The sequence below is a fragment of the Pedobacter sp. genome, from assembly GCF_035566355.1.
In the GTDB taxonomy this organism is placed as follows: Bacteria; Bacteroidota; Bacteroidia; order Sphingobacteriales; family Sphingobacteriaceae; genus Pedobacter.
The window spans coordinates 1-14,727 of sequence record NZ_DATMRL010000060.1 but is presented as its reverse complement, the minus strand read 5'-3'; the positions used below and the strand labels follow the sequence as shown (position 1 = coordinate 14,727).

15 protein-coding genes are annotated in these 14,727 nt (G+C 38.0%); 7 read left to right on the top strand and 8 right to left on the bottom strand.

Annotated elements, in window-relative coordinates; translation table 11 throughout:
* Positions 1–679 (top strand): TlpA disulfide reductase family protein (locus tag VNZ46_RS02300; RefSeq protein WP_325558455.1); only part of this gene is annotated, 679 nt, incomplete at its 5' end.
* A gap of 1 nt (position 680) precedes the next feature.
* Entirely contained in the window at positions 681–1,703 is a 1,023-nt protein-coding gene (locus VNZ46_RS02295) for a TlpA disulfide reductase family protein (RefSeq protein WP_325558454.1), read from the top strand.
* Between the two features lie 129 nt (positions 1,704–1,832).
* Here VNZ46_RS02295 and VNZ46_RS02290 read toward each other — a convergent pair whose 3' ends face one another.
* Positions 1,833–2,456 (bottom strand): YdeI/OmpD-associated family protein, encoded by a 624-nt coding sequence (locus VNZ46_RS02290; RefSeq protein WP_325558453.1) that lies wholly within the window; start codon positions 2,454–2,456, stop codon positions 1,833–1,835.
* A 79-nt stretch (positions 2,457–2,535) separates the two neighbouring features.
* Positions 2,536–3,438, bottom strand: coding sequence for a helix-turn-helix domain-containing protein (locus VNZ46_RS02285; protein ID WP_325558452.1), 903 nt, complete (start codon positions 3,436–3,438; stop codon positions 2,536–2,538).
* A 668-nt stretch (positions 3,439–4,106) separates the two neighbouring features.
* Here VNZ46_RS02285 and VNZ46_RS02280 point away from each other — a divergent pair.
* On the top strand, positions 4,107–4,469 hold the full coding sequence (locus VNZ46_RS02280) for a hypothetical protein (RefSeq protein ID WP_325558451.1): 363 nt from the start codon (positions 4,107–4,109) through the stop codon (positions 4,467–4,469).
* Positions 4,470–4,722: 253 nt separating this feature from the next.
* Positions 4,723–5,148 (top strand): hypothetical protein, encoded by a 426-nt coding sequence (locus VNZ46_RS02275; RefSeq protein ID WP_325558450.1) that lies wholly within the window; start codon positions 4,723–4,725, stop codon positions 5,146–5,148.
* A 61-nt stretch (positions 5,149–5,209) separates the two neighbouring features.
* On the opposite strand, the gene VNZ46_RS02270 is transcribed toward VNZ46_RS02275, so the two are convergent.
* From VNZ46_RS02270 to VNZ46_RS02255, 4 genes are all read right to left on the bottom strand, one after another.
* Positions 5,210–5,383 carry a hypothetical protein gene (locus tag VNZ46_RS02270; protein ID WP_325558449.1) on the bottom strand — a complete coding sequence of 58 codons (174 nt, stop codon included), beginning with the start codon at positions 5,381–5,383 and terminating at the stop codon, positions 5,210–5,212.
* A 229-nt stretch (positions 5,384–5,612) separates the two neighbouring features.
* Positions 5,613–6,311, bottom strand: a complete 699-nt coding sequence (locus VNZ46_RS02265) for a DUF1826 domain-containing protein (protein WP_325558448.1) — start codon at positions 6,309–6,311, stop codon at positions 5,613–5,615.
* Positions 6,312–6,434: 123 nt separating this feature from the next.
* Positions 6,435–6,896 carry a hypothetical protein gene (locus VNZ46_RS02260; RefSeq protein WP_325558447.1) on the bottom strand — a complete coding sequence of 154 codons (462 nt, stop codon included), beginning with the start codon at positions 6,894–6,896 and terminating at the stop codon, positions 6,435–6,437.
* 37 nt (positions 6,897–6,933) lie between these two features.
* Complete coding sequence (locus tag VNZ46_RS02255) at positions 6,934–7,236, bottom strand: hypothetical protein (RefSeq protein ID WP_325558446.1); 303 nt, start codon at positions 7,234–7,236, stop codon at positions 6,934–6,936.
* Positions 7,237–7,375: 139 nt separating this feature from the next.
* Between VNZ46_RS02255 and VNZ46_RS02250 the strand changes: the two genes are divergently transcribed.
* Positions 7,376–8,539, top strand: coding sequence for a serine hydrolase domain-containing protein (locus VNZ46_RS02250; protein WP_325558445.1), 1,164 nt, complete (start codon positions 7,376–7,378; stop codon positions 8,537–8,539).
* A gap of 225 nt (positions 8,540–8,764) precedes the next feature.
* Here VNZ46_RS02250 and VNZ46_RS02245 read toward each other — a convergent pair whose 3' ends face one another.
* Positions 8,765–9,268 carry a hypothetical protein gene (locus tag VNZ46_RS02245; RefSeq protein WP_325558444.1) on the bottom strand — a complete coding sequence of 168 codons (504 nt, stop codon included), beginning with the start codon at positions 9,266–9,268 and terminating at the stop codon, positions 8,765–8,767.
* 163 nt (positions 9,269–9,431) lie between these two features.
* Positions 9,432–9,986, bottom strand: coding sequence for a hypothetical protein (locus VNZ46_RS02240; protein WP_325558443.1), 555 nt, complete (start codon positions 9,984–9,986; stop codon positions 9,432–9,434).
* Between the two features lie 235 nt (positions 9,987–10,221).
* Here VNZ46_RS02240 and VNZ46_RS02235 point away from each other — a divergent pair, with 235 nt between their 5' ends.
* Both VNZ46_RS02235 and VNZ46_RS02230 read left to right on the top strand, forming a co-directional pair.
* Positions 10,222–11,385 (top strand): FecR family protein, encoded by a 1,164-nt coding sequence (locus tag VNZ46_RS02235; RefSeq protein WP_325558442.1) that lies wholly within the window; start codon positions 10,222–10,224, stop codon positions 11,383–11,385.
* 151 nt (positions 11,386–11,536) lie between these two features.
* The coding region (locus tag VNZ46_RS02230) for a SusC/RagA family TonB-linked outer membrane protein (protein ID WP_325558441.1) at positions 11,537–14,727 on the top strand (3,191 nt) is incomplete at its 3' end.

The following is a 14,727-nucleotide window of genomic DNA, read 5'->3' as shown; positions in this document are numbered from 1 at the left end:
CTATTTTGGAGGAAAAAGGCAGGCCGACTCTCTGGACCGTCTGCTTATGGAGAAATTTCCTAACGGTAATTATGTGAAGACAAAAAACAGGCAGGCAGAAGGTGCGGCTCATAAAATGACATCTGAATCGCCTAAAATCAGTTCTCAAAAGAATAACATAAATAAGGCCGATATTCTTAAAAATGTACAGGAAAACCAGGTTGATGAACCTTTAAATCCTTTAACACTTAAAGATCTTAAAGGCAATACGGTAAGTATTGGGATGGGAGCGGGCAGTGGAAAGGTGATTGTGCTTGATTTCTGGGCAACGTGGTGTAAGCCCTGTATTGCATCTTTCCCTGCTATGCAGAAAGTAATGGAACAATACCGGAACAACTCATCGGTACAGTTTCTCTTCATTTGCACCATGGAACAGGGAGATGCTATAAAAAATGCCAGTGCTTTTATGTCTAAAAATGCCTATCCGTTTACAGTATTGATGGATGAAAAGACAGACGATATGAATCTATACAAGGCCTATTCAGGTTGTAAAGCTGAAGGTGGGATACCCTATAAGCTGGTTATAGATGGAAAAGGGCACGTAAGATCAAGAAAAGCAGGCTTTTCAGGAAATGAGGAAGAATTAATAACAGAATTATCGGCTATGATTGATATGGCCCTAAAATCAAATAAACAATAAAATGAATCCAAGAAAAACAATAATTATTGCGGTGGCTGCATTTGTCAATGTGGTGTTCTTTTGCGGTGTACAGCCACAGAGGGAATTTACTGTACGTGGTGAAATCAAAGGATTGAGTAATGCTTATATCTATCTCAACTGGCAGCAAGGGGATTCTGTTAAAATAGATTCTGTATTGGTAAAGGAGGGTAAGTTTAAATTTAAAGGACATGTAGTCGATCCTTCGCTTGCCGTGATTTTTTTAAAGAAACAACGGCCTGTACGTTTTTATCTGGAAAATGCGGATATTGAAATGACTGGTAGAGTAGACTCTATGGCGCGGCTCAGTATAAAAGGTTCTGCAACACAAAGTGAATTTGAAGCCTATAATCTACGGATTGAGGGAATTAAAAATGGAGATCAGATGATAAAGGAAACGATTTCTTTTATTGCCGATCATCCCAGGAGCTATCTGAGTATAGATAAATTGCAGGAATTTTCTGCTCGGATAGACTATGATACCTTAAATAGGCTGTTTGGTGGATTGGAATCTTCTTTAAAGGAGTCTATAGCAGGTAAGCGGTTGGAAAAACAGGTTATCATCTATAAAAATACATCTATTGGAAGCTTGGCTCCGATATTTGATCAGCAAGATGTAAATGGTAAAAATATTTCACTTGCAGATTTAAGAGGGAAATATGTGCTTTTGGATTTCTGGGCCAGTTGGTGCGTGCCTTGCCGTCAGGAAAATCCAAATCTATTGAAGGCTTATAACAAGTTTCACGAAAAGGGGCTTACAATTCTGGCCGTATCACTGGACGAAAAAGCTGAAAATTGGAAAAAAGCGATAGAGGAGGACCATATGCCCTGGTTGCACGTATCTGATTTAAAAGGAACGGATAATGCCGCGGCCCTGCAATATGGTATTTTTAGTATTCCTTCTAATTTCTTAATTGACCCTCAAGGTAAAATTGTAGCTAAAGACCTGAGAGGTGCGGGCCTGGAAGAAAAATTAGAACAACTTTTTAAAATTGATAAACCTTAATCAAGTAAGTCTGGTCTAGCTCATCTTATGGACTGTTTAAAAGCTGCTTCTAAATAATAGGGGCAGCTTTTTTATATAAGATACGTTGATAATTTTTTATTCAGTTTATAACTTGACTACCCACTTGAGTTATTTCTGGTGCTTCCAAAAGCGGCCCTTGCCTTCTGAAATCCATTCCAAAGCCTCGGCTATCCTTTTTTGCCGGGTAGCATCCGTTTTGGCGTCACTGATCCAGATGATGTATTCCTTGCGGAATGAATTTGACTTGCTTTCAAAAACCTCTTTTGCCTTTGGGTTCCCTTCCAACTCATCCTGAAAATAGTCTGGCGTTTCCAATACCTTCGGCTTTTCTTCTGTAGGTTTTTCCCTTTGGACCTTTACACCCTTTTCATTTAGCTGTACTGCTTCTTTAATCATGGCAATAAATTCCTGATCAGGGAGCAGTTCACTAAACCGCGTAATTTTGCCCAGCAGCCGTTTAACAGGCTTGAGGTCTTTCGCTGCTTTTAATCGCGGATCGGTCATTAGCTGGCCTTTCAAGAAGGTAAAAGAGCAGTGTGCCTTATGCGCTGCCATCACGCACATATGGTCTCCCTTATAATCAAAATGAGGAATACCCCATTTTATAGCCTCTTCCACATCCGGGCAATTTTGATGGACGAGCGTGCGCCAATGTTCAAGGATAGGCCTGGCAAATTCTTCTGCCTTAGCAATATAGGTATCTATGGCCGGATCGTACTTTGTGTTATTCATATCTAAACGTTTAATGCAAATAAAAGCAGATTTGGGCAAAAAGGATCGGTTAAAATCTTGGATTTACTGGTCAATTTAATTACTTGTGCTGTCTGCGAAACGCAGAAGGTGAAACCCCCACATTTTTTTTAAAGAACTTTCCAAAATTTGTAGGGTCAGAAAAATCCAGCTGGTAGGCAATCCAGGAGATCTCCATATCGGTATAACGTATAAGTGATTTAGCTTCACTAATGACCCGTTCCGTAATAAAACTCAACGCATTGCGTCCAGAAATCTGTTTTACAGACTGAGAAAGGTAATTGGCTGTAACGGAAAGCAGATCTGCATATTCCTTAACACTGCGCTTATGGATATAGTTGCTTTCGATCAGCTGGATGAAATCCCGCATCAATAGCTGCTGCCTGCCAGCAGGCAGCGCTTTTTGGTTCCTTTCCAGGGTAAATTCTTCCAGATGGCAGAGCAATCCAAGTAGCTTCAGCCGCGCCTCCAGATGAGCATCTCTGTCAGACTGTTCATAAGCGGAAAAAACAGCTTCAAAATGCGGAGCCAATTGACTAAAAGTGGCATGATTGAATCTTAACAAATTGGTGCGGAGCCGGTCAAACAGTGTAAATTGCTCGTGGAACCCCGGCCTGAAAAAAGAAAAAGCTTCAGGTTTAAAATAGATAATATAGCCCTCCAGCTCATTACTGTGCGAGAAACTATAGATCAGGTTAGGTGAGTGGAACACCAGATAGGAAGCCGGATCTTCTACGATTTCTTCACCATAACTGACATTCACCTTTCCGGAATTGAACAGCAATGCAAAAAAATAGAAGGAACGTTTAAACGGCGGCCTGTATACTGAGATCTGCGGCTCATCCAGCGGTTTTAACCTTAGACAGTAAAAATCGGGATTGTCTGTTCTGCAAGGCCAGGGAATTGAGGCCAGAAAATCATTGATCTCTGTGTAAAAGGGAAGTACTGGTTTCATTTTCTCCATAATCCGTACAAAACGATTGGTCTAAAATAGCTTTTTTAAGTAAAGAAATAACCACGATTTTCTTTCTTGCAGACTATATTGAATCTTGGGGAAGAGGAATACACAACGTTATCGAAAAGGCTGTTGGTCGGCGCTCTGATGATTTGTTGCGATATTATGAGAAGAAGCCAGGGATCACTTTCTTTTGTTAAAGAGAAACTGCATGAATAAGCTAATTGGAAGGAGTGGTACAATGATGATTATAATAGGTGGAACACAATTGTAATCGCCTTCTTTTGTGGTATGCATCATCGGTAATACTTGCAGGAATATGGTGTAAGCTATAGTAAGAATTGCTGTAAATAAATAGGTGAGGAAAGCTGGTTGAATCTTGTTTTTTTTGAAAAGAAAAGATATGAGCCATGGCATGATTATATACGGACTCAGGAAAAATATTATCACAATGGCTATCATAAACGTTAATACTTATTTCATAAAAAAGTAACCAATTAGATGTGCATTAATAGTGTCTAATATTGATCGGTTTAATCTTATTTAATGATTATTCTATGAATTTGCTTGTTCTCTATTTTGAAAAAATAATGAAGAACTATAATTATTTTTTGTTTTAGTGGAAATATATGCCATTATTAGCCAAATTAATTTCAGAAAAAAAGTACAGGTAGAAAATGGAGATAGTTTTAACTATTACGGTTATAATAGGGTTATTATTGATACTATTCATAAGTAATTATTTAATATATAAATGGATAGTTGGCCGGGCCATTAGAAAGATTATTAAGCCCTATTTTTCAAAAATTGGATATAAAATAGAGGGAACTAGATTTGTTGGGCTTTTTAAAACGGGTGATTTTAAATGGAAGGGATTTCCTTTTCGTCCATTTATGCATAGTGGTTATCCAATGCAATCGGTATATATTTATGTTCAATTAATTAAAAAGGAGACGGATACCTCAATTAGAATCACAGCAAAAATTTCTACCTTGTTTTTATTTATTAGGAAAGTGGAGTATAGTAAAACACTTAGTTGAGCAATCTTTACAAAAGATAAGTTCAAAGGCAACTATTTTGGAATATATGAATTGGTTTTTATTATTTAAATTTTAGGATTTATAGATTTTATAAAAAAAGACAATATTCCCGGATTTTGGAGTTTATAAATATTTAAGCTCAATAGTGACTTTTTATAGTTGGAAATGAGATGCAAAATAAACTAGGTGGCTTTTTTTGTTTTACAAGTAGCCCGAAAACTAACCAATTTAGGGATAATTACACCCGAATAATATGAAATTTCAATTACAAAAGATAGTAAATACAGAATTTGAAGTAATACGCAAAAGAGCGATCGAGGTTTTTAAAGACTCAAATTATTTAGAAATTGAAGTTTTGGATAACGTCATCGATTTTAGATTAGGAGGCAATGATTGGGAAATTGTATCCCGTTCAGAGTCATATAAAAAAATAAAGAGAGGTAAATTGGAAATAACGAGATCGGAGATTAATTTCTCATTGAAATTAATCTATTTTGTTTCTCTCTTACCTGAAATAATTTTAATTCTTTTGTTTTTAATGGGTGGGATTTTCATTAGTCATAATATCTTATTTTTAGCCTTGGTGATGTTTTTTATCTTGGTAGACAAACTCTATACCTTAAAAAAACATGCTGAAACAATGCTTCTTGATATTACATTCGGTAAAATTAAGATATAAAGCACATAATTTTTTTATTGTGAGTGTGTTATGTTAATGATGATCCATTAAATATCGATCCTTAATTCATCATACTGATAAATTGAACGGTCTGATTAATGGCCAGTAACAAGCCAAATATCAGGAAAAACCAGAACCGTATGGTTCGAAAGTTTTGCTCCGATATAATGTAAAGCACTAAACAGATCATCCATCCAGCAACTGCAATGCCTTTAAAAGCGATGGAGTGTTTCATGTAGGTGTTTCCGATAAGTAAAACTATAATCCATAAAAACTCTATGTGAGGACCATATTTTTGCCAAAATGAAATCAATTTTGTCTTCATATAGATTAAACTTTAACTGTTTAATATAATCAGGATTCGTTTTTAGTAAAACAATAGGCTAAATATAGGTTCTTCTTTTAATTTCTCCAATAATTCTGCTTGGCCAATATAATGGTTTACAACCCTATATAAAAAGTATTTAACAGATCAAAAGTAGTCGATACTCCCCATCATTTTCTACCGGAGCCCTGTGAACGCAAGGTAATACTTTTTGCCTTGGATGATCTACCGCTAATTTCCAAAGATGGCCTAATCCTAAATTTGTTGCTTTAGCACCCGGTTTAGGTTGATAATGCAGATCGAAATAATGTTCACTCAAAAAGGCTTCAAACTCTGCTTCTGAACCCTCGTGTAATTCCTTCAGCTTTTCCCGGATTTGTGGAATCAAAATTTTCTGTTTAACCTGATCATTGGGCAGGATATCACTTGCAGCACCGTAATAAGTACATAAAAAAGTATCTGTTGCGACAGGGGACCGGTCCACATGATAAGAATATACATCCGTTGAAATGAAATCCAGTTCCTCATCCCGATGGTAATTTTTGATCAGATTGAGCGAAGGAGAGGCCCCAAAATCAGTCAACAATCTCAAATCACTTAAAATAACTTCCCTAGCAATATGTCCCTTTTCAGATAGCCTGAGCGCTAAAAGAGTTTCGGGGTACACCTCAGTGATATTTTGCTCTAATTGAAGTTTAGACACAATTTCCTTAAAATCTCCAGCCAAGTCTCTGTACCAACAAACGGAATTCATAGGGCCAAGAAAGGAGGTGTTTAAAAGTTCAGAAAAAGTAGAGACAACACCAATTTGATTGCTGTCTGAAAATTTATGGTTCATGTAGGTAAGAAACAACTAATCATTATTCTCTACAAAAGTAACGTACAAAAGACAACTATGGGATTATTTTTCAGTAAGTTTTTACCGGAGCTTTCAGCAATTGATGAAGTACTAATATTAGAATTAAATATTTCTATTCTTTTTTTCAAAAAACTGTAATTCGTTTTCAGACAGCTCATTTTTACTAAATGAAATCAGAAAGCGATGTGGGTTATCCACAACAAGAAAAACGCCCTGGCTATTGATATCTAACTTCTTTACCCAAACCCATTCTTTTGTTTCCACCATCTCCCTGTTTCGATGTCTTATGATAATATTCTGGTCATTGAATTCTATATCCGCATCAAAATCATTTTTCTTCGCAATTCTTTTTGTGCTGAAATAATATAGCGGAACTAAAATAATGAATAGGAAAGCAAAGTAAATTAGCGAGGAAAGAAAAATGCCAAATGAGGAGACAGGAGCGGCATAGCCGAGAAGGAATGCAGCTGTTAAATACATCCATAAGCTTTTTTTTAGAAAAAAATAGATTTTAGCGCGAAGTATACTGGTGAAATTTGACTGTACTCTTTTTGTAACTATCATTTGTTTATTATTCTTTTACTTTTCCATTTTTTTTAAATCAATATTTCAAAGCTTTTATCTTGTCCACAAGCAATTGCAGGACTGGTTGTTTTGCAATCAAATTAAAATTCCAAATATCATCTGTGATAAAAATATAGTTACCGTCAAAACTATAAATAAAATCTCCCCCTTCAATTCCAATAATCCAGTCTTCTTTTTTCAGATCGGAATAAGTGTTCAATACCCGCCAACAATATTTCCTGATCTCTTCCTCATCATTAAAACTATCCAACATAGGCAAAATACTGCATTCTTCACTCAGTCCATAGGTTAACAGCATTTCATTGATTTTACTTTTCATAATATCTGAACATTTTATTATCTCAGCACATTCGTAATATAAATCATAAATAAAACATATTAAGCTGTAAAATACAACAGATTGTTGTAGCCAAACACATAACTTAGAATCCAAAATACATATTAATACTTTCCGCGAAATGAAATTTAAAATTTTTGCATCAGTTTTTTTTATCCAGTTTGGTTTACTTGTTTCTTTTGCTAAAGCACAACAAATGTCTACCTCAGACAGCCTGGATACGTTTTTAAAAAGCGTAATGCAAAAGCGTCATATTCCCGCCCTGCAAATTGCCATTGTGCGTGGTAATAAAATTATAAAAAACGCCACTTTTGGAACGGCCAACCTGGAGTACAATATAAAAGCAAACGACAAGACTATATTTTCTATAAATTCTATTACGAAGGCTTTTGTTGGTATTGCGGTGATGCAACTGGCAGAAGAGCGCAAACTGAAGATAACAGACCGGTTGTCGCTTTACTTGGATAGTCTGCCCGATAGCTGGAAGAACATTACTTTACAACAAGTACTGACCCATACTTCAGGCTTGCCCGATGTATTGGACGAGGAGGAGCAGGTAATGGGACATAACGATGAACAGGAAGCCATGAAAAAGGTTAAATCGCTCCCTGTTGAGTTTAAACCAGGGGAAAAGTTTAGTTATAATCAAACCGGATATGTTCTTGTTGGCCAGATTATTACTAAACTTAGCGGCATGCATTTTACCCGCTTTATTGAAGAGAAACAGTTTAAAGTGGCAGGAATGAAGCTAACCCGCTTTGGAGATTCCTATGATGTGATCCCCAATTATGCGGGCGCGTATACGTTGACCAGACAAATGGGGGATGGCTTTGTGAAAAACAATACACCTGGCCATGCGTATATGCAATTTCCGGTTTTTTTTAGAACGGCTGCCGGCATTCAATCTACAGCAACAGATATGGCAAACTGGATTATTGCCTTAAAAAGTGGTAAACTACTTAAGGAGCAATCCAGTATAGATTTATTGTGGACCCCAGCTATACTTGCCAACGGAAAAATTGGTGGATTCAATCGATTAACAAACGGCTATGCGCTTGGCTGGCCAACCGTAACCCGGGATAAACATCCTGCAGTGGGTCCTGTAGGCGGCGGAAGATCGGCTTTGTTTGTTTACTTAAAAGACGATCTGTCTATAATAGTGCTGACTAATTTATTACAGGGAAATCCAGATCAATTTATAGATGAAGTTGCAGGCTATTACATTCCCGAAATGAAGGAGGCTAACGGCTGGATCCGCAAAACAAGCATGCAGCTGAAAGAATAAAAGTTCTTTCCTTATCAAATTGAGGGAACTAATTTTCTATTATCCACTTTATACCAATCACGAGCATAATAATTACTGCTAATACATATTTCCATTTAATGAGCTGGCGTTTTCTATAAGCTATATAAATACCTATGGACATAATAACAGCTATCGCTATAATAAACCAGCCAAATAGCGATGGGTCTCCTCCTAATTTAACGTTCATTTTAATCTCTTTTTTTCTTAATTTTTATCAATAGTAACGTCCGTAAGCCTAAACGAAAAATTCTTATTGTCACGCTCTCCTTCGGGCTTTTTTAGCTCATTGTAGTTAACAGTACCCGTTATTTTAAATTGTGGATGTTCGTCCAGATTGTATTTTTGCCCACTGTTGTCAAATACAAAAAAGTTCTTTAGTGTGTATTGTTTTTGGTCTGGTGCCATATCTAACAATACCGTATTTTTACCCGTTCCAAGATTCAATATTACATCAGATATACTATGCTTTTCGCTACTCATAGCATGCGATTTTACTACAAAAGCCATAGGGATTACTGTTGATTTGCTGGACGTAAAAGTAAAGAACGGGGCATTAAATTCTCCTACCAGTTCTATTTGTTTGCCTTCATATTCATATCCCGATTCCAAGGCTTCCACAATTTTTACCGAGTTGCTGTTACATGCTGATAAGAGCAACACAAATAGATTTAATGCTATCGCTGAAAATGCTGTTGTTTTTTTGTTCATAGTTTCGGTGTTTAATAGATGTTTTTTACAATTTCTTAGGTTTTCATTATCAAGATAATGAAAAAACTTCATTGACAATAACTGGTATTGCTATTTGTATTCTTTTGAGTATTGTACCAGGCAGGCTCTTTATACTATTTTACACGGCCCAGCTAATGAGATCTCAGCTCTTATTCCTATGTTTTTCTAAAAATTTATTACAAAGCATTAGAATTTCATCAGGAGTTCTGTCTAAATTATGGACCGAAAAAATAACACGTTCATTCCCTGTTTTATTTTCAACACAGAGCTGATGTTGGGCTACAGAATAGGTTGTTGAAGCTGTGGATTCACCTTCGTTTGGATAAGAAGTGAGATACTTATAATGAACCAACAATTTAAATCCTGTAATATTCTGCCATTGAATTACCTTTTTGCGTTGGCGTTGAAATATTTGCAGAAAGGCAAAGCTGTCATATAAGCCTCTACTGGAGGACAATATTAGCCCATGCTCTGATATTATGATTGCTGCTTTTAACCGAATCAATTTATTTGCAATAAAGTCAACCACCGCAGGAAGTAGAAAAACCAATGCAATAACACCAAATACAATACCATCATTGTTTCTACGGGCTCTAAACATCGCATAGGAAAACAAGGCAACTGGTATCAATGTCACAAATAACCACACAAGGCTTCTGTAGGGTTGAGTTGATCTTTTTATAGTTATGGATTCCATATGGATACGTTGAGGGTCTTAGCTGTTAATCTTATGAGGAGGAATGGTGATTTATAAATTTACATATTTTCACCAAAGGCTTCACTTGAAATTACAGAGTTACTTGAAAAATCAAAGGAGGCTGAGGATATGCGTTGATACCCGAATGACCATTGTTACACTTTTTTAAAAAAATAAATAAATCTATAAAGGGGTATAACGTTATTTGCTGTCTAACAAATAAATCAGCAGTAGGATGGAGCATTTTTCAGAAGAATATGTAGAGTTACTCGCCCATAAATATAAAGAAGGAACGCTTTCAGAAGCTGAAAGAAAGGACTTTCTGAAGTGGTACGGACAATTGACAGATGATACCGAGGTAGAAGGAAAAGAGCAAGAAGAAGTTGGAAAACGTATTTTTGGAGGCATAGAGACAGCTTTGAATAACCAGGGGTATCGTATGGAACATAAATCTAAGGCTAATTATATCTGGGTATATGCAGCAGCAGCCTCAGTTTTTCTGATACTTGGTCTCGGGTACTTATTTTATAGATCTTCTTCCCAAAATTCCCCACAGCAGCATAATGTTTATCTGAAAACCCCAGATGCCAATGCCGGAACTTCAAAGGCATTCCTCACTCTGTCTAACGGTCAAAAAATAGACCTGGCAAAGACAACGCCAAGTCAACTGTCGCAATTAACTGGTATGTCGGTTGGTAAAACCAGTGAGGAGACTTTAGTCTATAACGCACAAGCCGAAGCGGGGATTTCAGGGAGCACTAAAATGAACCTACTCAGCATTCCCGCTGGAGGCGAATATGAAGTTGTCCTGTCTGATGGAACTCATGTTTGGATGAATGCTGCATCGAGTTTAAGTTATCCTGAACGGTTTGATAGTAAAGAGCGTGTCGTTTCTTTACATGGAGAAGCCTATTTTGAGGTGGCTCACGATACAAGCCGTCCATTTAAAGTAGTTACAGCAAAACAGGTTGTACAGGTACTTGGTACCCACTTTAATATAAATGCCTATGATGATGATACGAAAACGGTAACTACGCTCCTTGAGGGTGTTGTGAGGGTAAGTTCGGCGGCTAAACAAGCCGTGATTAAACCTGGTCAGCAAGCCAGTTCAGATGGAAGAAATGATCTTGAAGTAGCAAATGCAAATATAAGATCAGCGCTTGCATGGAAAAACGGGATGATTGAATTTCAGGATACCAGTTTGCCTCAGCTGATGCGTCAGATTGCCAGATGGTACAATATAAAAGTCGAATATGAAGGCCCGCAAAGGAAGGATTTATTTACCGGTGGGATATCAAGACATTCTAAGCTTTCTGCTTTACTAAACATTTTAAGGGCAAACGACATTCAGTTCTCAATGCGGGAAGAAGGCACACAAAAAATTCTGATAGTTCATTAATTAAAAAACAGGAGGACAACACATGAAGAAATAATTACAAACCAAATCCTTGCGTAGAATTAAGCCGGCAAGTGTGGTCAGACACTTACCGGCAGATCCGGTCTACTTTAACCTAAGTCTAATAAGCAATTAAACCAAACCACACAAAAATATGTATTTTTTACAAAGACTCTCCTTTTTAAATAAAAAGGAGAATGGAAATTTTGCTGCTCGTTTACCAGACAGCAACCACTTAAAATGGATCGTCATGAGACTTGAATTGATAATGCTAGTCGTCTTTGCTGCCTGCTTCCAGGTTTCGGGATCGTCTTTTGGACAGATTCGCATAAAGGCTGATCATAAAGCTTTAAAAAAAGTTCTGGAAGATGTTGAAAACCAATCAGGAATGGTTTTTATGTATAATAATACCCTTTTGGAAAACTCACGACCTGTTAACCTGGATATTCAAAGTGCTCCGCTTGAACTGACTTTAAAGCGGATTTTTGACAATCAACCCATCAGTTTCCAGATTATAGACAAAACCATCATTCTAAAAGTTAAACCTGCGTCTTCTGTTAGAGAGACAATGGATGTGCAGGGTTGGATAAATGATGAAACGGGAAAACCATTTCCTGGCGTAGTCGTCCAGATCCAGGGGAGCGAACAGAAAACCATTACCGATGCATCGGGCTATTTTAAATTAACAAAGATAGATAGATCCGCCGTACTAATATGCTCATTCGTCGGTTATGAACGCCAATATGTAAAGGTTACAGAAATCAGCAAAGATCGGTTTACCATCACAATGAAGCCTACATCTACAACTTTAAATGAGGTTGTTATGGTTGGATATGGAGCTGTGAAACGTAAGGATTTAACGGGTTCTGTGTCGTCAGTAAATATAAACGAAATTAACAATACCCCTCTGGTAACTATTGATCAGGCATTGGCCGGAAAAGCACCTGGGGTACAAGTGACACAGTCGGACGGCTCGCCGGGTGGAGTAGCCAGGATTAGAATTAGAGGTGGAACCTCACTCCTTGGTGGGAACGATCCTTTGTATATCATTGATGGTGTACAGGTTAATGTTTCTAACAATTACATTGGAGCAGGGGGAGAGGTTTCCAATCCCGTGGCAGGCTTAGGCTCCAGCCGAGATGCCGGTGTAAATAATACCATTGGTTCTTCCTTTGGGCGTGGCCTCAATACTTTAGCCGGTCTTAATTTAAATGATATCGAATCGATTGATATTCTCAAAGATGCATCTGCCACCGCTATTTATGGCTCCAGGGCTGCCAATGGTGTAGTGATCATCACGACAAAAAAGGGCAAGAAAAACGAAAAACCCTTATTGGAAGCAAATTACTATTATGCTGTTTCCACAGCAATACGGGAAAAAGTATTGAATGCAGAGGAATATAAAAAGGTATTTATAAAAGGTTCGCAGAACCTCAACAATCGACTAACAGAGAAAGGTTTGCCTCTTGACGCATCAGCATCGGCTTACCTGGCTAACCCAGATCTTTTGGGCACTGCCAATACCAACTGGTTGGACATGGTGACCCGCACTGGTCAGACTCAAAATGCCGACCTAAGCTTACGTGGCGGAGGTGCCGCTTCGAGTTATTACATGTCCCTTTCGTATAACAAACAACTTGGAACGTTGGAGGGTACTAGCTTTTCACGTATTGCGGGAAAAATAAACCTGACAAACGAACTGTCAGATAAGCTTCGTGTAATCGCTAATTTAGATCTTGGCTTTACAAAGAACAGCATCACAAATGGAGTATATTCAGCAGCCGTTTTAGCGCCCCCAACCTGGTCGCCGTATAATGCTGACGGAACACTTTCTGTATTCCCTAATGCCGTATTTCCGGGTACAAACGCAACTTCTTCGGGCATTACAAACCCAATGGCGCTTATGCAAGGTAAAAATCTGTCTGATGGAAACCTATTGCTTGGTTCCCTGGCGCTCGAATATGACATCTTAAAAGAGCTTAAATTCAGGAGTACCGCATCTGTTAACTATTCAGGAAGTCATCAATTAACCTATGAACCATCAACAGTATCTGTAATTAACAATAATCTTGGCGGCGTTCCTGGTGATACGGGAATAGGAAGTCAGGCACAAAGCCAAAATAATGATTTCTTTTTTGAGAATACATTAACCTGGGATAAACAGCTGAACGCAGACAATCACCTGACTATACTAGCCGGTACTTCCTGGCAAAAAACAAAATCCCGTCAATTCGCTGCCAGCGGGCAAACCTATCCGGATGATGTTTATCTGAACGGACTTTCTTCCGCTGCGGTTTACCTGAGGCCTACCGCAGGAGAGTCGTACGCCGGATTGCTGAGTTTCTACATGAGGGCTAATTATAGCCTCAAAGACCGGTATCTCTTAACCATAACTGCGAGATCTGATGCATCATCTAAATTTCCACCAGCAAATCGTGTCGGATATTTTCCATCAGCAGGCGTAGCCTGGAAAATCAAAGAAGAATCATTCCTTAAAGATGTAAGCTGGCTGGATGAACTTAAGTTAAGGGCAAGTGCGGGCTATACCGGAACACAGAATATTGGGAACAATCTTTTTTACACTCTGTATACACCAGTTGCCTATGCTGGTTCAAATGCTCTGGTACCTTCACAATTGGGTAATGACAGGATCAAATGGGAGAACACTTTACAAAAAGATATAGGACTCGATGTGGCCATTTTAAATGGGCGGTTAGGTGCCTCAATTGGGTATTATCATAAATATACCAAGGGGCTGCTGATGTCTAGTGCTGTTCCACTCAGCTCGGGTTTTTCATCGGCTTTAATTAACAAAGCAGATATTTCTAACAAGGGGCTTGAAATTGAATTGCGTGGTGATCTCATCAAAGCTAAAAATTTTGGATGGACTATGGCTGTTAATGTGTCCGCTAATCGCTCTAAGGTAGAGAAATTAAATAGGCTTTTACCAAGTGCAACAAGTCTTGGCAGTGACGATCCGGCAATAGTTGGAGAGATGATCGGAAACAATGCATTGGTGCCGGGAGGAAGTATAGGGCAGTTTTATGGTGCTTATTATCTTGGGGTACTTAGAAACCAGCAGGATATTAATCTTTATACTTATCCATCCAGTCCTATAGGATCCGTGTATACCTTGTTCCCGCCAATATCAAATACTTTAGGCCTTGGTTCGCCATATTATCAGACTTATGGCATGGTCTATGGTGAAAATGCGCTGGCGCCGATGCTCCTGAACAGAACAGCCATTGGTGATGCTACACCGAAATTTTATGGAGGTATGACGCATATGATCAATTATAAGCGATTCAGTGTGATTGCTAATTTGACCTATTCTTATGGAGGAAA